The sequence below is a fragment of the Solidesulfovibrio sp. genome (assembly GCF_029978005.1).
In the GTDB taxonomy this organism is placed as follows: domain Bacteria; phylum Desulfobacterota; class Desulfovibrionia; order Desulfovibrionales; family Desulfovibrionaceae; genus Solidesulfovibrio.
The window spans coordinates 1-21749 of the sequence record NZ_JARKOZ010000013.1; the positions used below are offsets into that span (position 1 = coordinate 1).

At 70.0% G+C, this 21749-nt stretch carries 19 protein-coding genes; 13 read left to right on the forward strand and 6 right to left on the reverse strand.

From position 1 onward, the window contains the following. Positions 1-175: 175 nt before the first annotated feature. Positions 176-1564 carry a M14 family metallopeptidase gene (locus Q1K70_RS01370; protein ID WP_300154691.1) on the reverse strand — a complete coding sequence of 463 codons (1389 nt, stop codon included), beginning with the start codon at positions 1562-1564 and terminating at the stop codon, positions 176-178. Between the two features lie 110 nt (positions 1565-1674). Then, complete coding sequence (locus Q1K70_RS01375) at positions 1675-2475, reverse strand: enoyl-CoA hydratase/isomerase family protein (protein WP_300154694.1); 801 nt, start codon at positions 2473-2475, stop codon at positions 1675-1677. 217 nt (positions 2476-2692) lie between these two features. Between Q1K70_RS01375 and Q1K70_RS01380 the strand changes: the two genes are divergently transcribed. The 6 genes from Q1K70_RS01380 to Q1K70_RS01405 all read left to right on the forward strand — a co-directional run bounded on the left by Q1K70_RS01380 (position 2693) and on the right by Q1K70_RS01405 (position 10414). Next, the gene (locus Q1K70_RS01380) at positions 2693-5389 is read left to right on the forward strand and encodes an acetate--CoA ligase family protein (RefSeq protein ID WP_300154697.1); all 2697 of its coding nucleotides are present in this window, start codon (positions 2693-2695) and stop codon (positions 5387-5389) included. Continuing rightward, positions 5386-6513: an HD domain-containing phosphohydrolase gene (locus Q1K70_RS01385; protein ID WP_300154700.1), complete on the forward strand. Its 1128-nt coding sequence runs from the start codon at positions 5386-5388 to the stop codon at positions 6511-6513. Before Q1K70_RS01380 ends, Q1K70_RS01385 begins: the two co-directional genes overlap by 4 nt. Before the next feature lie 3 nt (positions 6514-6516). Next, entirely contained in the window at positions 6517-7728 is a 1212-nt protein-coding gene (locus tag Q1K70_RS01390) for a hypothetical protein (protein ID WP_300154702.1), read from the forward strand. 11 nt (positions 7729-7739) lie between these two features. Further along, entirely contained in the window at positions 7740-8561 is an 822-nt protein-coding gene (locus tag Q1K70_RS01395) for a galactosyltransferase-related protein (protein WP_300154705.1), read from the forward strand. Then, entirely contained in the window at positions 8558-9577 is a 1020-nt protein-coding gene (locus tag Q1K70_RS01400; protein WP_300154707.1) for a glycosyltransferase, read from the forward strand. The genes Q1K70_RS01395 and Q1K70_RS01400 overlap by 4 nt, the downstream gene beginning before the upstream one ends. Positions 9578-9661: 84 nt before the next feature. After that, positions 9662-10414: an SDR family oxidoreductase gene (locus Q1K70_RS01405; protein WP_300154710.1), complete on the forward strand. Its 753-nt coding sequence runs from the start codon at positions 9662-9664 to the stop codon at positions 10412-10414. An 85-nt stretch (positions 10415-10499) separates the two neighbouring features. Here the strand turns inward: Q1K70_RS01405 and rnhA are convergent, their stop codons facing one another. From rnhA to Q1K70_RS01420, 3 genes are read right to left on the reverse strand one after another with little or no spacing between them, the layout of a single operon-like run. Next, a complete protein-coding gene (gene rnhA / locus Q1K70_RS01410; protein WP_300154713.1) occupies positions 10500-10979 on the reverse strand; it encodes a ribonuclease HI in 480 nt (159 codons plus the stop codon). Continuing rightward, positions 10972-11493, reverse strand: a complete 522-nt coding sequence (locus Q1K70_RS01415; protein WP_300154716.1) for a TPM domain-containing protein — start codon at positions 11491-11493, stop codon at positions 10972-10974. The genes rnhA and Q1K70_RS01415 overlap by 8 nt, the downstream gene beginning before the upstream one ends. Further along, positions 11490-12182: an ABC transporter ATP-binding protein gene (locus Q1K70_RS01420; RefSeq protein WP_300154718.1), complete on the reverse strand. Its 693-nt coding sequence runs from the start codon at positions 12180-12182 to the stop codon at positions 11490-11492. The genes Q1K70_RS01415 and Q1K70_RS01420 overlap by 4 nt, the downstream gene beginning before the upstream one ends. Here Q1K70_RS01420 and Q1K70_RS01425 point away from each other — a divergent pair. The 7 genes from Q1K70_RS01425 to Q1K70_RS01455 all read left to right on the forward strand — a co-directional run bounded on the left by Q1K70_RS01425 (position 12181) and on the right by Q1K70_RS01455 (position 19551). Next, positions 12181-12897 (forward strand): arylesterase, encoded by a 717-nt coding sequence (locus Q1K70_RS01425; protein ID WP_300154721.1) that lies wholly within the window; start codon positions 12181-12183, stop codon positions 12895-12897. The two genes, Q1K70_RS01420 and Q1K70_RS01425, sit on opposite strands and share 2 nt — an antisense overlap. A gap of 9 nt (positions 12898-12906) precedes the next feature. After that, the gene (locus Q1K70_RS01430) at positions 12907-13716 is read left to right on the forward strand and encodes a type III pantothenate kinase (RefSeq protein ID WP_300154724.1); all 810 of its coding nucleotides are present in this window, start codon (positions 12907-12909) and stop codon (positions 13714-13716) included. Positions 13717-13798: 82 nt separating this feature from the next. Beyond that, a complete protein-coding gene (locus tag Q1K70_RS01435) occupies positions 13799-14530 on the forward strand; it encodes a tetratricopeptide repeat protein (RefSeq protein WP_300154726.1) in 732 nt (243 codons plus the stop codon). A gap of 167 nt (positions 14531-14697) precedes the next feature. Continuing rightward, positions 14698-16005 carry a phosphopyruvate hydratase gene (gene eno, locus Q1K70_RS01440; protein ID WP_300154728.1) on the forward strand — a complete coding sequence of 436 codons (1308 nt, stop codon included), beginning with the start codon at positions 14698-14700 and terminating at the stop codon, positions 16003-16005. A gap of 80 nt (positions 16006-16085) precedes the next feature. After that, on the forward strand, positions 16086-16868 hold the full coding sequence (locus Q1K70_RS01445; protein ID WP_300154731.1) for a dienelactone hydrolase family protein: 783 nt from the start codon (positions 16086-16088) through the stop codon (positions 16866-16868). 113 nt (positions 16869-16981) lie between these two features. Then, the gene (gene folD, locus Q1K70_RS01450) at positions 16982-17863 is read left to right on the forward strand and encodes a bifunctional methylenetetrahydrofolate dehydrogenase/methenyltetrahydrofolate cyclohydrolase FolD (RefSeq protein WP_300154733.1); all 882 of its coding nucleotides are present in this window, start codon (positions 16982-16984) and stop codon (positions 17861-17863) included. Positions 17864-17874: 11 nt separating this feature from the next. Then, the gene (locus Q1K70_RS01455; RefSeq protein WP_300154735.1) at positions 17875-19551 is read left to right on the forward strand and encodes an AarF/UbiB family protein; all 1677 of its coding nucleotides are present in this window, start codon (positions 17875-17877) and stop codon (positions 19549-19551) included. A gap of 127 nt (positions 19552-19678) precedes the next feature. On the opposite strand, the gene Q1K70_RS01460 is transcribed toward Q1K70_RS01455, so the two are convergent. Next, positions 19679-21748 (reverse strand): [FeFe] hydrogenase, group A, encoded by a 2070-nt coding sequence (locus Q1K70_RS01460; RefSeq protein WP_300154737.1) that lies wholly within the window; start codon positions 21746-21748, stop codon positions 19679-19681. Position 21749 lies beyond the last annotated feature (1 nt).

Here is a 21749-nt window from a genome sequence, read left to right on the forward strand (position 1 = left end):
CCGGGCGGTGCTGGCCGGCTTTGCGGCCTGCGTCGCCCGGCCCATTTCCGCGACCGCACCGGCCGACGCCCCGCCGCCCGCCGTTCCCACACACCTCCCCACCCGCACCCGTCGGGGAGGGTCCGGGAGGGGGTCACCCCCTCCCGGCCGCCGGAGGCATTCTTCCTCTCCGCTCTTACCGTCCAAGCTCCAGTTCGCCGCTTTTTTGCAGCTTGCGCAGCAGCTTGTCGCCGCCGGCCATCGCCGGGGGCTTGGCGTCGAAGGCGGTGAGGATCATGCCGCAGAATTTGTCGCCCTTGTAGACTTCGACGCGGTAGATGGAGCCGGCCTTGTCCACGGAGTAGTTGGTCTGAAGGTCGGCGCGGGTGAGGGTGACGCCGGACTCGTCGGCCATGCCCGGTTTGGAGAAGCCGATGACGTTGGTGCGGTAGTCCCGACTTGGTTCGACACGGAAGGATTTGGCCACGGGCACGACCCGGCCGAAGGGGACGACGCGTTTGACGCCGTCGATTTCCATGGGCACGGCTTCGACGCTGCCGTCGTATTCGCAGTATTGGGGATCGAGTTCGGTGACGTTTTTGTTGCCGAAGTAGACCTTGAGGCTTTTGTCCGCCGAGACCAGGGCCATGATGGGGCTGCCGGGGCGGTATTCCACGGCGCTGTCTTTCTTGAGGGGGATGTAGCGCAGCCGTTCCCTGGCGTTTCGCAGGTCGAGGTAGACCTTGTTGTCGAAAAACGACACGGCCACGTTGCTTTGCAGGGCTTCGGCCACATTGGGCGTGGTCAGTTCGAAGCTGCGTTCGAACCCGATGCCGAAGGAGTGCAGGAAGCTCTCGACCACGGCCAGATGGTAATAGGCCGACATGAAGGGGCTGACGTTCTTGCTGCCTTCGATGCCGAAGGCCGGCTTGCCGTGGTTGATGGCGAAGAAGGTCAGGGTCTTGGACATCTCTTTGGCGGTTTCGTCGTCGAGGTCACGGGTGTGGGTGTTTTTGACGTGGTAGGCGTGCATGGGGTCGTAGAGGCGTGCGGTGGCGTCGGCGGCGGCTGTTTCGGCCCGGGCGGCCAGGTCGCCGACGCGCGAGGCGGCCACGGTGGGCTGGTCGATGATGACGGACTGTCCCCAGCGCTTGGGATTCTGCCACTCGGAGACGTAGGTGGGGCTGAAAAAGCCCCAGCCGTCGTGGAGGTGCAGCACGGCCTCGACGCGGGAGTCGGTGATGATGGACTTGATCTTTTGGACGGCTTCGTATTCCGGGTCCTTGGGATCGAGATCGGCGAACTTGCGGTTCATGTCGCCGTGCATGCCCCGGGAGTTGTGGATCATGGACAGGAAGTTGAGGTTGGGTACCACCCACACGGCCCCGCTGGTGATCTTGTAGTGGGAGACCAGCAGGGCGGCGGTAAAAAAGCCGCCGGGCTCGTCGCCCTGGATGCCGCCCACGACGAGGATGGTCGGTCCGGGGCGGCCGGACTCGAGCTTGTGCAGGGTGAAATCCAGATTGCCGCCGTGCGCGGCCGACGCCAGAGCCAGAAGCAGGAGCGTGGTCAGGAAAAGGCGCATGGGACCTCGACGGGGTGGTTTTGCCTGACGTCCCCCGGGGAAGCCGGCGTTTTTCCCCTAGCCCAAAAGGGGCCGGAAGTCACCCGTGTCCGTCCTGGCGCGGCCCGACGTCACTGGGCCTTGCGATCCTTGCGCCGCTGTTCCAGGGCGGCCTTGAATTCCTGCGAATTGAGCCGGTTGAGAATCAGCATGTCCTCGGTCTCCAGGGACCGGCGCAGCTCGTTGATGTCGCTTTTGAGCAGCTTGCGCAGGGCGAGCATGGTGGCCACCTGCGGCTCCTGGTAATAGGCCGCGACCTTGAGCGCTTCCTCCTCCAGCCTGGCTCCCGGCACGATCTTGTCCACGATGCCGAGGGTGAGGGCCTCCTCTGCCGTGAAGCGCGGCCATTGCAGCACGTCCGCGGCCCTGGCCCCGCCGAGCAGGCGCGACAGGAAGTAGCCGCCGCCGCCCTTGGGGATGGTGCCGAGCTGGGCCGAGGCGTTCTCGAACACGCTCTGCTCGGCCACGATGCGGTAGTCGCAGGCCAGGCTCAGGTTGAGGTGGAAGGCGGAGATATGGCCGGCGTCGGCGTGGATGGTGACCTTGTTGAGGCCCGCCATCGTCACGGTGTAGTTGTTCACGAGGTTGAACAGCCGCTGGAGCAGGAAGTCCTCGCGCCGGGAGACCAGGAACTCGTCGAAGAATTCCAGGGTGTCGGCCGCGCCTTCCTTCTGGGGACAGCCGATGAAGACCACCACGCGCACCTGGTCGGTGTGGGCGATGATCTCCAGGTGGTCGAAGAAGGTGTCGATCTTTTTGAGGTCCCGGGCGTGGCGGGTGAAGTGGGGCTTGCCGCGCACGATGAGCACGGCGTCGCGCCGCTCGGCGGAGAAGAACTCGTTGTCCGTGACCAGGCTGGTGGCGGCTTGCATGGTGCCCTCCTTGCGGACTCGAGGCCGTTTCGCGGCACGCCGGCGGCAGGCCTGATGCAAGCCGGCGTCTTTATTGGAAGCTGCCACCGCCGCCGGGTCCTGTCAACACGTCCGCCCCTTCCCGCGCCCGGTGCCGAAATCCGCGAAACCCCTTGCCTTGCCCGGGCGGGCCTTCTATCCTTGGGCGCAACCCTGCAACATACCCACGGAGCCCCTGTTGAGCGCCCGAAGCCTCGATCCCCTCTTCCGTCCCAACTCCGTGGCCGTGATCGGCGCGTCCGCGGACCCCAGGCATCCGGGCGCGGTGATCATGAAGAACCTGCTCGGGGGCAAGTTCCTGGGCCCGGTCATGCCGGTCAACCCGGCCCTGGACGCCGTCTCGGGCGTTTTGTGCTACAAGTCCGTGGACACGCTGCCCCTGACGCCGGACATCGGCGTCATCGCCACGGAGCCGGCGACCGTTCCGGAATACCTGCGCGAGCTCGGCCGCCGGGGCGTGGGCGCGGCCGTGGTGCTGCCCCCGGGCTGGGCCAAGCTGCCCCGCCACGACAAACGGGTGCTCCAGGCCCGCATGCTGGAGGCCGCCGCGCCCTCGGGCATCCGCATCCTCGGCCCTTCCGGCCTTGGCCTCGTCGTGCCGGGCATCGGGCTCAACTGTTCCCTCGCCGCCTCCGACGCCCTGCCCGGGAAGATCGCCTTCATCTCCCAGTCCGCCTCGCTTTTCACCGCCGTCCTCGACTGGGCGCGCACCAAGGGCTTCGGCTTTTCCCACATCCTGTCGCTCGGCGACCGGGTGGACCTCAAGTACGCCGACATCCTGGACTACATGGCCCAGGCCCCCAACACCCGCTCCATCCTGCTCTACGTCGAATCCATCACCGACGCCCGGTCGTTCATGAGCGCCTCCCGGGCGGCGGCGCGCAACAAGCCCGTGCTCGTCATCAAGCCCGGCCGCAAGCTGTGGTCGGTCTTTCCGCCCGACCCTTCCGAGGGCCGCGACGAGGTCTACGACGAGGCCTTCCGCCGGGCCGGCATGCTGCGCGTGGGCGAGATCGACGCGCTCTTCGACGCCGCCCAGACCCTGGCCCGCTCCAGGCCCCTTCGCGGCGAGAACCTGGCCATCCTGACCAACGGCGGCTCCATCGGCATCATGGCCGCCGACGCGCTCCTGGAGGGCGGCGGAAACCTGGCCGCCTTCGACGAGGAGGCGCGCGAATCCCTGTCGCGGCTGCTCGGCCCCAACTGGCTGCGCCACGGCGTGGTGGACATGAGCTTCGACGCCGCCCCGGCCGACTACGCCGAGGCCCTGCGGGCGCTTTTGCGCGCGCCCGGGGTCAACGCCGTGCTGGTCATCCACGTGCCCTTCCCCGGGGTGAGCGCCGACGAGGCGGCCAAGGCCATGGCCGAGGTGCTGGCCAGGACCAACCGCACGGTGCTGGCCTGCTGGATGGGCTACGACCCCGCCTCGGGCGCGGCGCTGACCACGCTCAACAACGCCGGCGTACCCACCTACGAGACTCCGGACCAAGCCGTGTCCGCGTTTCTGCACCTGCTGCGCTACCGCCGCAACCAGGAACTGCTCATGGAGATGCCGGCCAGCCTGCCCCTGGAATACGCCCCGGACCCGGACGCCGCCCGGGCCGTGGTGGAGCGGGCCTTCGCCGAGGGCCGGCTGATCCTGACCGACCCCGAGGCCAAGGAGGTGCTCGGCTACTACGGCGTGCGGGCCGTGGCCTCGCAGTTCACCGAGGACGTGGACGACGCCGTGGCCGCCGCCGAGGCCCTGGGCTTTCCCGTGGCGGTCAAGGTCGTTTCCCCGGACGTGCCCCAGCCCTTCGACGTGGGCGGCATCGTCCTGGACCTGGCCGGGCCCGAGGCCGTGCGCGAGGCGGCCGAGGCCGCCCGCCAGCGCGTGTGCGAGCACGTGCCCGGCGCGCGCGTCGAGGGCTACGTGGTCCAGGAAATGGGCCGGCGGGCCGGGGCGTACGAGGTGACCATCAAGGCCCGGGTGGACCCGGTGTTCGGCCCGTACATCGTCTTCGGCCAGGGCGGGCTGGCCGCCAGGATCACCCGGGACCGGGCCGTGGCGCTCACGCCGCTCAACATGTCCCTGGCCCGGGACCTCGTCTTTCGCACCCGGGTGGCCGCCTCCTTCGGCGGCGAGGCCGGGCAGCCGGCCGTGGACGTTTCCGCGCTTTGCCTCACCCTCAACCAGGTCTCCCAGTGCGTGGCCGACCTGGAGCGCATCGCCGCCATCGACCTCAACCCGGTGCTGGCCCAGCCGGACGGCGTACAGGTCATCGGCGCGGCCATACGCCTCACCGCCGAGGCCGAGCCCGACGCCCACCGCCTGGCCATCCGGCCCTATCCGCGCGAGCTCGAGGAGTGCGTGACGCTGCGAAACGGCCGCCACGCCCTTCTTCGCCCCATCCGGCCCGAGGACGAACCGGCCCATTTCGAATTCTTCAAGCACCTCTCGCCCGAAGACCTGCGCTTCCGCTTCTTCGGCGTCGTGCGCGAGCTGACCCATACTGAAATGGCCAAGCTCACCCAGATCGACTACGAGCGCGAAATGGCCTTCATCGCCACGGCCCCGGGCGAGGACGGCAAGCCCGAAACGCTCGGCGTGGTGCGGGCCTCGACCCGGCCGGACAACGCCTCGGCCGAGTTCGCGGTCATCATCCGCTCGGATTTGAAGGGCCTGGGGCTTGGCCGGCTGCTCATGGAGAAGATCGTGCGCTATTGCAAGGGGCGCGGCACGCGGGAACTGACCGGCCAGGCGCTCATGGAAAACGGCGGCATGCAGGGGCTGGCCGAGAAGCTCGGCTTTTCCGTGGTGCGCAACTACGACGAGGACGTCGTGGAAATGCGCCTGCCCCTCAATGAACCGGGCTCCGGGGGAGGCGCGTCGTGACCCGCGACGCCTGCGCGGCCGAAGAGGCCGTGTCCGCCCAGGAGCTCAAGTCCTACCTGCCCGTCAAGACCCTGTCCCTGCGTCCCTGGGGCAAGGGGCGCTTTTCCCTCTACGTGCGCAAGGGCGGCGGCCTCGTGCTCTACGCCACGCGCGGCGCGGCCTTCACCGCCGAGCAGCTGGCCAGGCTGCGGGCCATGGGCGTGGGCACGGTCTACATCCACAAGGGCGAGGAGCGCCACTACGAGAACTACCTGCGCGAATCCCTGGGCGAGCTTTTGCTCGACGAATCCATCCCCCTGGCCGCCCGGGCCGAGGTCTGGCACGCCAGCGCCGTGACCCTGGTCCGGGGCGTGCTCGAGGAAAAGCTCCCCCACAACATCAGCCGCGCCCGCTTCGACCAGGTCGGCAAGCTCGTGCGCCAGTCCATCGGCTTCCTCCAGGCCCAGGACGCCGTCAAGAACGTGGGGCGGCTCATCAGCAAGGGCTACCAGGAATACCAGCACGGCCTGGCCGTCATGGTGCTCACCTCGCTCGTGCTCATGGACCGGCCCGGGGCCGACGAGGACCTCATGGTCAAGGTCGGCGTGGGGGCGCTGTTGCACGACGTGGGCAAGCTCGGACTGCCGACCGGGCTGCTGGAGCGCCGGCCCGAGACCTGGACGCCCGAGGACGAGGTCGCCTTCCGCTCCCATCCGGCCCTTGGCGTCGGCATGTGCGTGGGCCTGCCCCTGCCGGCCGAGACCATGCACTGCATCCTCTTCCACCACGAGCAGGAGGACGGCCGGGGCTTTCCCGCCGGCCTGCCGGGCACGGGCATTCCGCCCTACGTCAAGGCCCTTTGCGTGTGCAACACCTACGACGCCCTGACCCGGGCCTGCGTCTGGCGGCCGGCCTACCCGCCCTTCGAGGCCCTGCGCAAGATGGAGGCGCGCAAGGAGACCCTGGACCGGACCATGTTCAAGCGGCTCATCATGATCCTGGCCGATGCCGAGATGCTGCCGGGCGGCGGCCAGGCGGCCAGGAAGGGCGAACTGCCCCCGACGCCCCAGCCGGCCCCGTCCGCCCCCACGGGCCAGACAGGCCAGACGCCGGGGCCGGGCGAGGCCGCGCCCGGAGACGGCTAGGCCGTGTCCCAGGCCGCGCGCTACGATCCGGGCGTGTTCGCCGCCACGGTCCTCGACCCGGCCAGGCTTCGCCTGGAGTCCGGGCCGCGCCCGCCGCGCCTGACCGTGTGCCTGCCCCACCTGCACAAGGACCACGTCTTCGGCGGCCTCGGCTCCGTGCTGGAACTGGCCCGGTTCCTGGCCCCGCACTACCCGGAGGTGCGTTTTTTAAGCCTCACCCCCCTGCCCGGCCAAGCCGACCGCCTCGACGCGGCCGCCTGCCTCGGCCGCCGGGACGGCCCGCCGCCCGAGGTCGTCTCCCTGCACGACGACGCGACGCTCACCGTCCACGGGGGCGACGTTTTCCTTTGCACCTTCTGGCGGGCCGTGCCGGTCTGGGAGGCTTTCTCCGACCTGCTGCGCCGGGCCGGGCGGCCGGTCAATCCCTTCTACTACTTCATCCAGGACTGGGAGCCGGGCTTTTATCCCATGAGCCTCGACCACATGCTGGCCGAGGCCACCTACGGCCACGGCCAGGCCTGCACGGCCGTGGTCAACTCCCTGGAGCTGGCCCGGTTTTTGGCCAAGAAACGCTACGCCCTTGGGCAGGTCGTGGCCCTGCGGCCATCGCTCAATCCCGTGCTGGCCGAGGCGCTGTCGGCCCTGGGCCGCCGCCTGCCGGCGCGCCCGGCGGACCGGCTCAACATCCTGGTCTACGGCCGGCCCGGGCACCACCGCAACTGCTTCCCGGCCCTGCTCGCCTGCCTGTGGGCCTGGTTGTCCGCCTTCCGGCCGGCCCGCGCCCTGCCCGTCAACCTCGTGAGCGCCGGCACGCCCCACGAGGACGTGGCCTTTCCCGACGGCTCGACCCTGGTCAGCCACGGCATGCTCTCCCTGCCGGACTACGTCGCGACGCTGCTCCAGTCCCATGTCGGCCTGTCCTTCATGGCCTCCCCCCATCCGTCCTATCCGCCGCTGGAAATGGCGGCCTTCGGCCTGGAGGTCGTGACCAACGCCTACCCGTGCAAGGACCTGTCCAAGGGCCATCCGGCGGTGCGCAACGCGCCCATGCACCGCCCGGCCGCAGCGGCGGCCGTCCTCGACCAGGCCGCGGCCGCCGCCCTGGCCGGGGCGGGCGCCCCCCGGCGCTCCGTGCTGCCGGAGTCCCTCAGCCCGGACGGCTGGCAGGCCAACTTCCGCCGGGCCGGCATCCCCATCCTGGCCCCGGCCGTCTGAACCGGATCGCCATGCACGCGAAGATCGACCTGACCCAGGCCACCGTCCTCGTGACGCTCAAGTTCGATTCCGTGGAGCGCGTGCGCAACCTCATGGTCGTGCTGCGCTTCCTGGAGCGCCACGTCGCCACGCGGGCGCTGCTCCACGAAACGGGAGACGCTCCCCGCTTCCAGGCCCACCTCGGGGCGCTGCCGGCCTGCGCCAGCTATGCCTTCGTGCCGGACGACAGCCCCTTTTTCCACCGCACGCGGCTGCTCAACCGGATGCTCCGCCAGGTCGCCACGCCCCTGGTCGTGGTCTACGACGTGGACGCCATCTGCCATCCGGCCCAGCTGAGGAGAGCCCGGGACGCCGTCCTTGGCGGGGCCGACGTCGCCTTTCCCCACGACGGCCGCTGCCTGGACGTGCCGGAAGCGCTCATCCCGCGGCTCCTCGGCCCGCCGGCCGGCTTTCCCGGCCCCGGGGAATGCCGCACGCTCTACCCGGACGCGACCGGAGGCGTGGTGTTTTTCCGCAAGGCCAGCCTGGTCGCCGCCGGCCTCTACAACGAGCGCTTCCGGTCCTGGGGCCACGAGGACCGGGAACTGCTCCACCGCATGACGACGCTCGGCTACGCCGTCGCGCGCATCCCCGGCTGCGTCCTGCACATGCGCCACCCGCGCCATGCCGACAGCCATCCCGAAAAAAACCCCCATTACGCCGCCAACACCGCGGAATACGAACGCGTCAAGGCCATGGACGAGACGGAGCTGCGCGCCGTCGTGGCCGGCTTTCCCTGGCTTCGCGAGGAGGCCGTCATGGAAGGGGACGCAGGGGGAGGGCAGCGGCCGTGAAGCGCCTGGCCTGGCTGGCCAACCCTCTGTTCGCCCCGGACCTGGGGCCGGCGCTGGCCCCCCACGGCTGGAGCGTGACCCACGTGCACGTGCCGGCCCACCGCTTCTTCGCCTGGGACGATCTGGTCGCGGCCTTCGGCTTCGCGCCGGACGCCCTGGTCTACGGCGACATGAGCGTGCCGCCCATGCTGCTCGGCCTGGAGCGCTACCCCTGCCCCACGGTCTTCGCCTGCGTGGATTCCCACATCCACGCCTGGTATCCGCTCTACGCCCAGGCCTTCGACCTGTGCCTGGTCGGGCTGGCCGATCATCTGCCCGCCTTTGCCGGGCCGCGTGGCGACGCCTCGCGGCTTTTGTGGTCGCCGCCCTTCGCCGCCGCCGCCGACCGGCCGGGCGAGGCGGGCCTTGACGGCCCCAAGCGCCACGACATGGTGTTCGTGGGCAAAGACGACCCGATCCTCACCCCGGTGCGAAGCGCCCTGCTGGCGCGCCTGCGGGAGCGCCTCCCGGGATTCGCCGCCATGACCGGCCCCTTTCGCCAGGCCTTTCGCCAGGCGCGGCTGGTACTTAACATCGCCGAGCACGGGGACCTCAACTACCGGGTGTTCGAGGCGCTCGGGTGCGGGGCCTGCCTGGTCACGCCGCGCATCGGCCACGGCCTGGACCGGCTTTTCACCGACGGCCAGGACCTCTTCCTCTACGACCAGGGGGATTTCGAAGGGCTGTGCCGACTCGTGGAGGGGCTGCTGGCCGATCCCGAACGCCGGCGGCGCGCCGCGGCCTCGGGCCTAGCCAAGGTGGACGCCGGGCATCGGGCCGTCCACCGGGCCCGGGCCTTCGCCGACTGGTTCCTGGAAAAGCCCTTGTCCGCCCTGGCCGCCGGGCGCGTCGCCCGGGCACGGGACATTCACGAACGCGTGCTGCGCCGGCTCTACCTGCACTGGGCCGAGGCCAGCGGCGGGAAGGAGCTGGCCGGGCGGTTTCTTGCGGCCGCCCGGGCCGTGACCGGAAATTGACGGACCGGGGCATCGACAACGCCGCTGCGCAGCGTATGCTCGGGGCGCGCAACCCGCGCGAACCCGCTCCCAAAGGAGGCCTTCATGAAAATCGCGCTCGTCACCGGCGGCAGCCGGGGCCTTGGCAAAAGCATGTGCCTGCATCTGGCCCGCAAGGGCCGAGGCGTGGTCCTGACCTATCGGGAAAAGGAGGCCCAGGCCCGGGAGGTCGTCGCCGCCGTGGAGGCCATGGGCCGCAGGGCCGCGGCTCTGCCCCTGGACGTGGCCGACAGCGCGGCTTTCCCGGCCTTCGCCGAAGCCCTCGGCCGGACGCTCGGCGACGTCTGGGGACGAACGGACTTCGATTTCCTGGTCAACAACGCGGGCTTCGGCATCGACGCGCCCTTTGCCGACACCACAGAGGAGCAGTTCGACCGGATGGTGGCCGTGCACCTCAAGGCCCCCTTCTTCCTGTCCCAGGCCCTGCTCCCCCGGCTGCGCGACGGCGGGCGCATCGTCAACATCTCTTCGGGCCTGACCCGCTTTTCCTTTCCGGGCTACGCCGCCTACGCCTCGTGCAAGTGCGGCGTGGAGGCGCTGACCCGCTACATGGCCAAGGAGCTCGGCCCGCGCGGCATCGCCGTCAACGTGCTGGCCCCGGGGGCCATCGCCACGGATTTCGGCGGCGGCGTCGTGCGCGACAACCCGGGAGTCAACGCCTTCATCGCCTCCCAGACCGCCCTGGGGCGCGTGGGCGAGGCCGACGACATCGGCGCGGCGCTCTCCCTGCTCCTCGACGACGACGCCGGCTGGATCACCGGCCAGCGCATCGAGGTCTCGGGCGGCATGCTCCTGTAATGGAGCGAAAAAGAGGGAGGAAACCGCCTCGGGCGACCAGGAGGGACGATGTCCCTCCTGGGCCTTTCGGTCGGGAAGGCGCGGCCTAGCCCGGGTAGCCCTCATCGGCGGGCAGCCCCCGCGAATTGGCCGCCTGCTTGGCCAGCACGTCGCAACGTTCGTTGTCGGCGTGGCCGGCGTGGCCGCGCACCCACTGGAACCGGACGGCGTGGCGGGCCAGCAGCGGGATGAGCCGCTGCCAGAGGTCCTGGTTTTTGACCGGCTTCTTCTCGGCGTTGACCCAGCCGCGCTTCTGCCAGCCGACCAGCCAGCGCTTCTCGATGGCGTCATGGACGTAGCGCGAATCCGTGACCAGGATGACCTTGGTCGGTTCGACCAGCGCCTCCAGGGCCACTATGGCGGCGAGCAGTTCCATGCGGTTGTTGGTGGTGAGCTTCCTCCCGCCGAAAAGCTCCATCCGCTCGCCGTCCGCTTCCCACACCGCCGCGTAGCCGCCCGGGCCGGGATTGCCCAGGCACGCCCCGTCGGTGTGGATGACAAGCGGCGGCATCGTCGTCTCAGTCATGTCGTTCTCCTTTGCCCCGGCCCGCCGCTGCGTCCAGGGCGTCGACAAGCAGTCCCACGGCGGCCAGCGCCCCCTCGCGCAGCCGCCCTTCCCGGCAGGCCGCGTCGAGGTGCTCCCGGCCGAGGTCCTCGGCGAATCCCGGCGGCAGGGCCGAGACGGCCAGGGGCGCGAGGATCGCCCGGCTGGCCCGGCAGTCGGGGTCGGCGTAGACGAGGGCGGTGTTCGCCCCGGGGACGACGTCGTCCGGGGGCGCGCCACCCAGGCGCAGCCGCAGTTCCAGCCCGAAGCGCGATCGCAGGGCACCGGCCAGGTCGCGAACCAGGTCCCGGTCGGCGGCGTCGAGCACGCCCGTCGCGTCGGCCACGGTCCCCTTGGTCCGTGCCTTTTCGATCACGGCGTTGAAATGTCTCTGATAGGCCACGACGACCAGGAGGAACACGCCCGCCAGGAGCGCCCCCCGGGCCAGACGCTCCAGGGGCCGGCCGCCGCGCGGCGAAAAGAAAAACCGCCTCACCCGTCCGCCGCTCCGCCGTCCTCCACCCGGCCGTCGCGCACCCGGACCATGCGGCCGCAGCGCCCGGCCAGGCCAGGATCGTGGGTGACGAGCACGAGCGTGGCCGCCTCGGACAGGGAAAAAAGCAGGTCCATCACCATCTCGCCCGTGGCCCCGTCGAGGTTGCCCGTGGGCTCGTCGGCCAGAAGCAGGCGCGGCCGCGGGGCCAGGGCCCGGGCCAGGGCCACCCGCTGCTGCTCGCCGCCGGAAAGCTCGGCCGGGTAGTGGCCCAGCCGGTCCTTAAGCCCGACGGCCGCCAGCGCCTCCCCGGCCCGGGCGAAGGCGTCGCGCCGGCCGGAGAATTCCAGGGAGAGGGCGGCGTTTTCCAGCGCCGTCATGGCCGGGGCCAGATGGAAGGCCTGGAACACGATGCCCACGTTTTCCCGGCGAAAGGCCGCCAGCCCGTCCTCGTCAAGGGCCGAAAGGTCGTGCCCGGCCACCCGCACCGTGCCCGAGGACGCCCGTTCGAGGCCGGCCAGGAGCATGAGCAGCGTGGTCTTGCCCGCTCCGGAAGGCCCCATGATGGCCAGCCGCTCGCCCGGGGCGGCCCGAAGGTCCACCCCGCGCAGGATGTTGACCGTGCCGGCCCGGCTCTGTAACGTCAGGCGCACGTCGGACAGCGAAATGATGTCTCCGGCTCCGGCATCCATGCGAAAAAAAACCTCCGGCCACGTCGCCGTCAAAGGATACCAGCTTGTCGGCAAAAGACAAACCCGGTTCGCGGCCATGGCCGCGCTCCTGGCCTGCCTGCTTTGGGCGGGCCCGGTGACGCCGCCAGCCCTGGCCGCCGGCCCCCGCATCGCCGCCCTCGGCGACAGCCTGACCGCCGGCTACGGCCTGCCGGCGGACGAGGCTTTTCCGGCCCAGTTGGAAAAGGCCCTGGCCGCCAGGGGCCGGCAGGCGACCATCGTCAATTTCGGCGTCTCGGGCGACACCACGGCCGGCGGCCTGGCCCGGCTCGGCCAGGTGCTGGCCATGCGCCCGGACGGCGTGATCCTGGAGCTCGGGGCCAACGACATGCTGCGCGGCCAGGACCCGGAATCGGCCCGGGCGGGCCTCGAGGCCGTCATGAAGCGCCTGTCCGAGGCCGGCATCCCGGTCCTCGTGTGCGGCATGCGCGCGGCCAGGAATTTCGGCGCGGACTACGCCGCCGAGTTCGACGCCGTCTATCCCGAACTGGCCAAAAAATACGACGCCCTGCTCTACCCCTTCTTCCTGGACGGCGTCGCCGGCCGGCCCGACCTGACCCAGCCCGACGGCCTGCACCCCACGGCCCGGGGCGTGGCCGAGGTCGTGGCCCGCATCCTGCCCACGGCCGAGGCCTTCCTGGACCGCATCGACCGGACGAAAGCCCAAAACCCCTGACGCACAGCCATGCCAGCCCTGCTCATCGACGTCGGCAACACCAACATCAAATTCGGCCTGGCCGAGCGCCAGGGCCTCGGGCCGTCCTTCGCCGTGCCCACGGACCGCGCGGCCACGCCCGACAGCCTGGGACTGACCCTGGTCACGGCCCTGGCCCTGCACGGCTGCGCCCCGGCCGACGTGGAGACGGCCGTGGCCTCGTGCGTGGTGCCGCCCATGGCGCCGGTCCTGGCCGGGGCCGTGTCGCGCTACCTCGGCGTGCGGCTGCGCTTCGTGCCGACGGACGTGCCGGTGCCGCTCAAAAACCTCTACGGCCGGCCTCACGAGGTCGGGGCGGACCGGCTGGTCACGGCCTATGCCGGACGCATGGCCGTGGATGCCGCGGGGGTCATCGTCATCGATTTCGGCACGGCCACCAATTTCGACTGCGTACGGGACGACGCCTTTCTCGGCGGGCTCATCTGCCCGGGCCTACTGACCTCGCTTTCGGGCCTGGTCAGCAAGACGGCCAAGCTGCCCCACGTGGCCCTCGATCCCCCGGCCGACGGGGCCCTGTCCATCGGCCGGTCCACCTCCGAGTGCATCAACCAGGGCTTCGTGTTCGGCTTCGCGGACATGGTGCAGGGCGTGACCACGCGCCTGGCCGCCCACCTCGGCGGCGAGGTGCGGGTGCTGGCCACGGGCGGGTTCGCCGAAAAGCTGGCCCCCATCTGCCCGGTGCTGCGCGACGTGCGCCCGGATCTTCTCCTCGAGGGCCTGCGCCGGCTGTGGCTCGGACACCAGCCGCCGCGGGCAGGGACAAAAAAGGGATTGTCATAATCTTCTCCCCGTCGCACAATCGAACGATAGAAACGGCGAGGGCCGCCTTTCCGCCAGGCCGGCGCCCAACCAGGAACGCCCCATGCTCCCGGAACTGCTCGGCTGCTACCAATCCCAGAAGCTCGAAAAGATGGGCAAGACCGCGGGCTCGGGCCGCGACTTCACCCAGCGCATCAACTGGCTGGCCATGCGCCTGGACGCGGCCCGCATCCTGATCTTTCCCCTCAACGACAAGAACCTGCCCATGCCCCTGCAAAAGACCGTGACGCCCCAGGAGTTCCTGGGGCATTTCCTGCCCGCGCCTCTGGTCTTCAAGGAGCAGCTGGCCCCGGCGGCCCTGGTCCTCGGCCGGCTGCTCGGCGGCAGCGGCGGCACGGCCATCGACCAGAACGCCCTGCCCGAGGCCGAGCGCGCCCTTTTCACCGTCATCCTGGTGGCCCTTTCCGCCGGCGGCCACGACGACAGCGACGGGGCCGTGCTGGCGGTGCTGACGGGCAGCGGCGCCACCAGCGGCGGCGACGCCCAGAAAAGGACCATCAACGCCTTCGGCATCGAGCTGCGCAAGCAGAAGGACTTCGAGACCGCCGCCGCCTATTACCGCACCGCCCTGGAACTGGCTCCGGGCGACGAGCGCCTGATGTTCAACCTGGCCCGGGTGCTCTACGAACAGGGCGAGCTGGCCGGCTGCCGCGACCTGCTGGAAAAGGCCGTGGCCGCCGATCCGGACTTTTCCGAGGCCCGAAAGTTCCTGCGCCACGTCCGCCGGCGCGAGGGCGTGCTGTCCGAGGTCGAATTCCCGGACATCTCCCTCTAACTCTAAGGCCCGGGGCGTCCCGACAACACGCGCACGCCGTCGCGAAAACGCCGTACGCCGGGACTTATAAATCGCCGCGAATTGCGTTACAGCCTGTAGCGGCGGGCCGCCCGGCCCGCCTTCCAAACACGCCACACCGACCCAAAAGACCGAACAAGGAGACGCTCATGAGCACCATTGCCGCCGTCTGGGCCAGGGAAATCCTTGATTCCCGCGGCAATCCCACCGTCGAAGTGGAGGTCACCCTGGAATCCGGCGCGTCCGGACGGGCCGCCGTGCCTTCCGGCGCCTCCACCGGTACCCGCGAGGCCCTCGAGATGCGCGACCAGGACGCCTCCCGCTTCGGCGGCAAGGGCGTGACCAAGGCCGTGGAGCACGTCCAGGGCGAACTGGCCGAGGCCGTCATCGGCATGGACGCCCTGCAGCAGGTGGCCATCGACAACACCATGATCGACCTCGACGGCACGGAGAACAAGTCGCGCCTGGGCGCCAACGCCATCCTGGGCGTGTCCATGGCCGTGACCCGCGCCGCCGCCATGTTCCTGGGCCAGCCGCTGTACAACTACCTCGGCGGCATCAACGCCAAGGTGCTGCCCGTGCCGCTCATGAACATCGTGAACGGCGGCGCCCACGCCCCCAACAACCTGGACATCCAGGAGTTCATGATCGTGCCGCTCGGCGCGCGCACCTTCGCCGACGCCCTGCGCATGGGCGCGGAGACTTTTCACACCCTCAAAAAGATCCTGGCCGCCGACGGGCACATGACGGCCGTGGGCGACGAGGGCGGCTTCGCCCCCAACCTCAAGGACCACGACGAGGCCTTCAAGTACATCATCAAGGCCATCGAGGAGTCCGGCTACCGTCCGGGCAACGAGATCTCCCTGGCCATCGACGCGGCCGCCTCGGAGTTCTACAAGGGCGGCAAGTACGTGCTCGGCGGCGAAAAGCGCTCCATGAGCTCCGACGAGATGGTCGCCTACCTGTCCGGGTTCGTGGACCGCTACCCCATCATCTCCATCGAGGACGGCCTGGCCGAGGGCGACTGGGAAGGCTGGAAGAAGCTCACCATGGAACTGGGCGAACGCATCCAGCTCGTGGGCGACGACATCTTCGTCACCAACCCCGACATCCTCGACGAGGGCATCCGCCAGGGCGTGGCCAACTCGATCCTCATCAAGCTCAACCAGATCGGCACCGTGACCGAGACGCTCGACACCATCGAGATGGCCAAGCAGGCCGCCTACACCACGGTGGTCTCCCACCGCTCGGGCGAGACCGAGGACAGCTTCATCGCCGACCTGGCCGTGGCCATCAACGCCGGCCAGATCAAGACCGGCTCGCTTTGCCGCTCGGACCGCCTGGCCAAGTACAACCAGCTCCTGCGCATCGAGGAGGAGCTGGAGGACGCGGCCATCTTCTACGGCCCCTACATGGCCGAGAACTGGTACGACGTCGAGGAAGACGAAACGGAATAGGCGCTTGGCCGTTCCCCTTTCGGCGCGCCGGGCAGGTCAGGCCTCCCGGCGCGCTTGTTTTTTCCCCGGAGGTTGCGCCCTTGGCCCCAGCGAACCCGCGCGCCCTGTGGCTTGGCCTGCTCCCCTGCCTGTGTCTGCTGCTGGTTTCCCCGGTCGCCCGCGCGGCCGGCGAGGACATCGCGACCCGGACCGTGACCCTGCCCGCCGCGCGGCATCCGGTGACCGCGACGCGCTTTGTCGCGGCCGGTGACGCGCCGCGTCCGGCCGTGCTCCTCCTGCACGGCCGGCAGGGGCTTACGCCCTTCGCGGACTTCTACCGCCGGCAGGCCTTGGCCCTGGCCCGGGCGGGCCTGGACGCCTATCTCTTCACCTACTACGACGAGACGGACCCGGCCCGGGCCAACGACCCGGTCGCCGCGACGCGGCAGGCGCTTTTCCGGGAACGGGCCCCTGCCTGGGCCGCGCTCGTGCGCGACGTCGTCGGCGACGTCCTGGCCGACGCCAGGTCCTCGGGGCGCGTGGGACTCCTGGGGTTTTCCCAGGGCGGCTTCCTGGCCGTCGGCGTCGCCGGCGCGGACCCGCGCATCGACGCCCTCGTGGTTTGCTACGGCGGCGTCCCGGATGTGTTTCGCGACGCCGTCAGGCGGCTGCCGCCGCTTCTGGAACTGCACGGCGACGCCGACGACGTCGTCCCCCCGGCGCAAGGGAAGGCCCTGGTCGATCTGGCCCGGCGACTCGGGCAATCGGCCGCGATGACTGTCTTTCCCGGGGCCGGACACGGCTTCTCCGGCGAGGACGCCCGCAAGGCCCAGGCCCTGACCGTGAACTTCCTCGGCCGCAGGCTGGGCGAAAACGCCGACTGAAGGGTGGACGCGGGCCGGGCTTGGCGGCTAATGGAGGGAAGACGCGCAAGCCTTCCGGTCGCGCCGTTTTCGCCCGCGACCCCGGGTCGCGGCCACGCAAAGGAGAAACCGCCATGCTGCTCATCGATGGAAAGAAAGTCGCGGCCGAACTGCGCCTGAAAGTCCGAAGCGAGGTGGACGCCATCGCCCGGGAATACGGCCGCCCGCCGCATCTGGCCGTCATCCTCGTCGGCGACGACCCGGCCTCCCAGGTCTACGTGCGCTACAAGGAAAAGGCCTGCGAGGAAGTGGGCATCGCCTCGCGCATCTGGCGGCTCGACGCCGGGACCACCCAGTGCGCCCTGGAGCGCCACCTCACCGAGCTTTGCGAAAGCGACGACATCGACGGCATCCTGCTCCAGCTGCCCCTGCCCCGGGGCCTGGACGCCAACCGCTGCCTGGCCCTGGTCGACCCGAGAAAGGACGTGGACGGCTTCCACCCGGAAAACGTGGGCCGGCTGTCCATCGGCCTGCCGGGGCTCAAGCCCTGCACGCCCTACGGCGTCATGAAGCTCCTCGAATACTACGGCCTCTCGCCGGCCGGCAAACAGGCCGTGGTCGTCGGGCGCAGCAACATCGTGGGCAAGCCCATGGCCATGCTCCTTTCCGCCCAGACGCCCTTCGGCAACGCCACCGTGACCCTGTGCCACTCGCGCACCCCGGACCTGGCCGCCGTGTGCCGCCAGGCCGACCTGCTCGTGCCGGCCATCGGCAAGGCGAAGCTCATCACCCGCGACATGGTCAAGCCCGGGGCGGTCATCGTGGACGTGGGCATGAACCGCCTGCCCGACGGCAAGCTCTGCGGCGACGTGGACTACGAAAACGTCCTGGACCTCGTCTCGGCCATCACCCCGGTGCCCGGGGGCGTGGGGCCCATGACCATCGCCACGCTCATGGCCAACACGGTGGAGGCCTTCCGCTGGCGGCGCGAAAAACCCCTTTGCCCGGCGGGCTAGGCCGGGGCTCCATGTTCTCCCTGGCCTCCATCCCGAATCTGGCCCGAAACGCCCGGCGGTTCACGGAAATCGCCGGCGTGTTGGCCAAGTACGGGCTGGCCGAGTTTTTGGCCGCCACGGACACGTCCCTGTTGCGCGGCCGGCTCAAGGGGCCGGCCGGCGCGGCCCTTTCCGGGCTCAAGCGCGAGGAGCGCCTGCGCCTGGCCATGACCGAACTCGGGCCGACGGCCGTCAAGATCGGCCAGATACTCAGCACCCGGCCCGACCTCGTGGGGCCGGAGACGGCGGCGGAGCTGGCGAAACTGCGCGACGACACAGCTCCCGACGCGCCGGAGGTGGTGCGGGCCACCATCGAGGCGGATCTGAGCGCGCCGCCCGAGGCGCTTTTCGCCACCTTCGAGGAGATTCCCGTCGCCTCGGCCTCCATCGGCCAGGTCCACCGGGCGACGCTCGCCGACGGGTCGCGGGTGGTGGTCAAGGTGCGCCACGCCGGCATCGAGGAGGACGTGCGCGCCGACCTCGACATCGCCATGGGCCTGGCCGAGCTGGCCGAGCGCGGCGTCGTGGAACTGCGCCTGTACCAGCCCCTGGCCGTGGCCGCCGAGATGCGCCGCACCATCCTGCGCGAGCTCGACTTCACCCGCGAGGAGCGAAACATGCGCCATTTCGCCGCCAACTTCGCGGGCGACGCCCGGGTGGCCTTTCCCCGGACGTTTCCGGCCCTAAGCGCCCGGCGCGTGCTGACCATGGAGGAGTTCGACGGGCAGTCAGTGGCCGCCCTGGCCGCCGCCCCGGCCACGCCCGAGGAGTCCGAGCGCCGCACGCGGCTGGCCAGGAACGCGGCCGACGTCTTTTTGGAGATGATCTTTCGCGACAACTTCTTCCACGCCGACCCGCACCCGGGCAATATCCTCATCCTGCCCGGCGACCGGCTGGGGCTGCTCGACTGCGGCATGGTCGGCCGCATCGACGAGCGCACGCGCCGGGCGCTCGAGGACGCGCTTCTGGCCGTGGCTTCGGGCGACGCCCAGGCGCTCACCGAACAGGTCATGCGCCTGGGCCGCCTGCCGCCCGGCCTCGACCGGCAGGCGCTCGCCGCCGACGTGGAGGAGTTCGTGGCCGACTACGCCGGCCAGGCCGTGGGGGCCTTCGACCTCAGCGGGGCGCTCTTCGACGTCTCGTCCCTGGTGCGCCGCCACGGCATCCTGCTGCCGCCGACGGTGGCCCATCTCATCAAGGTCTTCGTGGTCCTGGAGGGGGCGTCGCGGGCGCTGCAGCCGAACTTTTCCCTGATCGAGGTCATCACGCCCTACGCCTCGAAGATCCTGGTGCGCCGCTTCTCCCCGGCAGAGATTTTCGGCAGGCTCCGGCGCAGTTCCCGGGACTGGAACGCCCTGTTCGAAACCCTGCCCCGGGACGCGGCCGAGATCCTGCGCCGGGCCCGCGACGGCCGCCTCGACGTGCGCCTGGACCACAAGGGCCTGGACGGCACGGTCAATCGGCTGGTCTACGGCATCGTCACGGCGGCGTTGTTCCTGGGCTCCTGCCTGGTTCTGTCCAGCCGGGTGCCGCCCCTGGTCTTCGGCGTTTCGCTTTTCGGGGCGCTCGGCTGCCTGTGGGCCATCGTGATCGGCCTGCGGCTTTTGCGCGCCGTCAAGCGCAGCGGCGACCTGGGCGGGCGTTCCTGACGCCCGCGCCCCGGCCTCCCCTCCTCAAAAAAAGAAACGGGGCCGCTCCCGAGGGAGCGGCCCCGCCAGCAGGCCCGCGCGGCGGCCGGACGGTCACCGACCGTCCGGGCCGTCCGGGCGAGGAGTCCTAACCCTTGCCGCAGCCGCAGCCGTGGCCGCAGGCGTCCCCGACCGCGGCGTGGGGCAGGGGGTTTTGCAGGTGGCGGTCCAGAGCGGCCAGGACCGTTTCCAGGGTGCAGTGGCTGAGCATCTCGGAGCCGACCTGCACGTTGGGGCCGCTGGCGCACAACTCGTGGCAGAACGAGGCCTTGACCACCACGGCGTTTTCCAGACCCTGTTCGATGATGTGGGCCAACAGGCCGTTTAAGATGTCCTGGGCCCCGCGCAGGTGGCAGCTCGTGCCCAGGCACACCTGCACCTGGATGCGCGGCTCCCGGGCGTCGCCGAGCAGCACCAGCGTCTCGTCGGTGATGCGGCGGCGGCTCTGGTAGGCGGTGTGAAGCAGTTCGTGGGCCTTGTGCCCGCCGATGTCGCCCAGAAACTTGGCGTAGCACTGGTTGACGAAGATGTTGTCCTGGGCCTTGTGCAGCTGGCGGCCCTTGTCGCTCTTGTACAGGCCCAGGGCGCGGCGCTTGCGCACGGCCAGGTCCAGGTTGACCGGCTGGCCCGCGCCGCCGACGCAGCCGCCGGGGCAGGCCATGACCTCGATGAGGTCGTAGTCGCATTTGCCGGCCTTGACCTTCTCGGCCACCACCCGGGCGTTGGCCAGGCCGTAGACCACGGCCAGGCGCAGGGTCGCGCCGCCGACTTCGATATTGATCTCGCGCAGGCCGGAATCGCCGCGCACGTCGGTGAAGTCGGTGTCGTAGAGGGTCTGGCCGGTCACCTTCTCGGCGGCGTAGCGCAGCACGGCCTCGGTGACGCCGCCGGACGCGCCGAAGATCACGCCCGCGCCCGTGCCGAAGCCGAAGGGCATGTCGCGCGCCTGGGGCTCCAGGTCGTTGAAGCGAAGGCCGGCCTGCTCGATCATGCGGGCCAGCTCCTGGGTGGTCAGCACGTAGTCCACGTCCTGGACGCCGTCATGGCCGAACTCGGGGCGGCGCGCCTCGAACTTCTTGGCCGTGCAGGGCATGACCGAGACGATGGCCAGTTTCTTGCGCGGAATGCCCATCTGCTCGGGCAGCATCTCCTTGACCAGGGAGCCGAACATCTGCTGGGGCGAACGGCAGGAGGACAGGTTGGGCAGCAGTTCGGGGTAGTACTGCTCGGCGAACTGGACCCAGCCCGGACAGCAGGAGGTGAACTGGGGCAGCTTCTCGCCCTTGGCCTTGCGGGCCAGGAACTCCTCGGCCTCCTCGATGACCGTGAGGTCGGCGGAGAAGGTGGTGTCGTAGACCTGGTCGAAGCCGATGGTCTTCATGGCCGCGACCACCTTGCCCATGACGGGCTCGCCGGCCGGGGTGCTGAAGCACTCGCCGATGCCCACGCGCACGGCCGGGGCGATCTGGGCCACCACGGTCATCTCCGGGTCGGCGAGCAGATTCCACACGTCCTCGATCTCGGACTTGGGCGTGAGCGCGCCTGTCGGGCACACGCTCGAGCACTGGCCGCAGTTGACGCACTCGACGTCGGCCAGGCCCTTGCCGAAGGCCGGCAGCACGGCGGTCTTATGCCCGCGGTAGGCGAAGCCGATGGCCCCGATGCCCTGGATCTCCGAGCACATGCGCACGCAGTCGCCGCACAGCACGCACTTGTTGGGGTCGCGCACCAGCGACGGCGAGGACACGTCCACGGCCACGGGCTCCTGGATGGGCTTGAAGCGCACCTGGGACACGCCGAGCTTGCGGGCGATCTCCTGGAGCTTGCACATGCCGTTGCGAAAACAGGTCGGGCAGCTCTGGTCGTGGTTGGCGAGCAAAAGCTCCACGGCGATCTTGCGGATCTCGCGCAGCTCCTTGGTGTGGATGCGGATCTCCATGCCCGGTTCCGGCGGCGTGGAGCAGGCCCCCATGATGCCCCGGTTCTTGACTTCCACCAGGCACAGCCGGCAGGCCCCGTAAACCGACAGATCGGAATGGTAGCAGAAGGTCGGCAGGTCGATGCCCACCTTGCGGATGATCTCGAGCAGGTTGCGCTCCCCTTCGATGGGGACGACCTTGCCATCGATGACGACGGAGTTCTGGGTATTCCTGGTCATG

Excerpts from the sequence above, each read along its gene's own strand:
- Q1K70_RS01420 (WP_300154718.1), bottom strand. The coding sequence starts at position 12,182 with ATGGATGCCGGAGCCGGAGACATCATTTCGCTGTCCGACGTGCGCCTG.
- Q1K70_RS01460 (WP_300154737.1), bottom strand. The coding sequence starts at position 21,748 with ATGACCAGGAATACCCAGAACTCCGTCGTCATCGATGGCAAGGTCGTC.
- Q1K70_RS01425 (WP_300154721.1), top strand. The coding sequence starts at position 12,181 with ATGCGAAAAAAAACCTCCGGCCACGTCGCCGTCAAAGGATACCAGCTT.
- Q1K70_RS01370 (WP_300154691.1), bottom strand. The coding sequence starts at position 1,564 with ATGCGCCTTTTCCTGACCACGCTCCTGCTTCTGGCTCTGGCGTCGGCC.
- Q1K70_RS01405 (WP_300154710.1), top strand. The coding sequence starts at position 9,662 with ATGAAAATCGCGCTCGTCACCGGCGGCAGCCGGGGCCTTGGCAAAAGC.
- folD (WP_300154733.1), top strand. The coding sequence starts at position 16,982 with ATGCTGCTCATCGATGGAAAGAAAGTCGCGGCCGAACTGCGCCTGAAA.
- rnhA (WP_300154713.1), bottom strand. The coding sequence starts at position 10,979 with ATGACTGAGACGACGATGCCGCCGCTTGTCATCCACACCGACGGGGCG.
- Q1K70_RS01455 (WP_300154735.1), top strand. The coding sequence starts at position 17,875 with ATGTTCTCCCTGGCCTCCATCCCGAATCTGGCCCGAAACGCCCGGCGG.
- Q1K70_RS01395 (WP_300154705.1), top strand. The coding sequence starts at position 7,740 with ATGCACGCGAAGATCGACCTGACCCAGGCCACCGTCCTCGTGACGCTC.
- eno (WP_300154728.1), top strand. The coding sequence starts at position 14,698 with ATGAGCACCATTGCCGCCGTCTGGGCCAGGGAAATCCTTGATTCCCGC.
- Q1K70_RS01375 (WP_300154694.1), bottom strand. The coding sequence starts at position 2,475 with ATGCAAGCCGCCACCAGCCTGGTCACGGACAACGAGTTCTTCTCCGCC.
- Q1K70_RS01435 (WP_300154726.1), top strand. The coding sequence starts at position 13,799 with ATGCTCCCGGAACTGCTCGGCTGCTACCAATCCCAGAAGCTCGAAAAG.
- Q1K70_RS01430 (WP_300154724.1), top strand. The coding sequence starts at position 12,907 with ATGCCAGCCCTGCTCATCGACGTCGGCAACACCAACATCAAATTCGGC.